The sequence below is a fragment of the Roseateles sp. P5_B10 genome (assembly GCF_056400485.1).
Genome location: NZ_JBFULE010001242.1, coordinates 1 through 1,069, shown reverse-complemented (window position 1 = coordinate 1,069; position 1,069 = coordinate 1). Strand labels below are relative to the sequence as shown.

1 protein-coding gene and 1 pseudogene are annotated in these 1,069 nt (G+C 69.3%); both read left to right on the top strand.

Annotation, left to right across the window (positions count from 1 at the left end; translation table 11 throughout):
* Positions 1-922: bifunctional hydroxymethylpyrimidine kinase/phosphomethylpyrimidine kinase (thiD, locus tag AC1DU6_RS32435; protein WP_477862346.1), on the top strand; the 922-nt coding region annotated here is incomplete at its 5' end.
* Between the two features lie 18 nt (positions 923-940).
* A pseudogene (locus AC1DU6_RS32430) lies at positions 941-1,069 on the top strand (aspartate aminotransferase family protein); the annotation flags it as partial.

Sequence of the window (1,069 nt, the reverse complement as noted above, 5' to 3'; positions counted from 1 at the left end):
CCCCGCGGCCGAAGATGCCCAAGACGAACAGGAAAGCCCGCCGCCAGCTTGCGTGCTGAGCTTCAATGCCAGCGACGCCTCTGGCGCAGGCGGCCTGGCCGGCGATGTAGCCACGATTGCGGCTATGGGCGCGCACTGCCTGCCCGTCGTCACCGCCATCGTGCTGCGCGACACGGCCGAGACCTTCGAGCACGAGAACCTCGACGCCGACACCGTCGCCGAGCAGGCCCGCCACATCCTGGAAGACGTGCCTATCACGGCCTGGAAGGTCGGCTTCCTGGGCAATGCCGAGGCCGTCAGCGCCGTGGCCGAGGTGCTGAGCGACTACCCCGACGTGCCGCTGGTGACCTATCTGCCCTCCGTCGCCTGGATCGACGAGGACGACCAGCAGCAGTACCTGGACGCGCTTCGCGAGCTGGTGCTGCCGCAGACCGCCGTGCTGGTGGGCAACCACAAGACCATGACGGACTTCCTGCTGCCCGATTGGGACAACGAGCGCGCGCCGTCGGCCCGCGAGCTGGCCGTCGCCGCCGCCCAGGCCGGCGCCCAGCACGTGCTGGTGACCGGCATCCAGCTGCCCAACCAGTTCGTGGACAACGTGCTGGCCAACTCGCAGGGGCCTATCACCGGGGAGAAGTTCGAGCGCTTCGAGACGGCCTTCGTCGGCGCGGGCGACACGCTGTCGGCGGCGCTCGCGGCGCTGCTGTCGGTGGGCGCGGAACTGCACTCGGCCGTCAGTGAAGCCTTGTCCTTCCTGGACCAGTCGCTGGATGCGGGCTTTCGTCCCGGTATGGGCAACGTCATCCCCGACCGCTTCTTCTGGGCCCTGCCCGCAGCGGACGAAGAAGGCGGCGAGCCGCCCGACTTCGAGCCCGAACCCGAACCCGAGCAGCCGCCCAAGACGCCGCGGCGCATGCATTGATCTCCTGACTCCTCTCTCATGGCCAGCAATTCAGAGCTCTTCGAGCGCGCCGCGCGCGTCATTCCAGGGGGCGTGAATTCCCCCGTGCGCGCTTTCCGCGCCGTCGGCGGCACGCCGCGCTTCATCCAGCGCGGCGAAGGCGCCTAC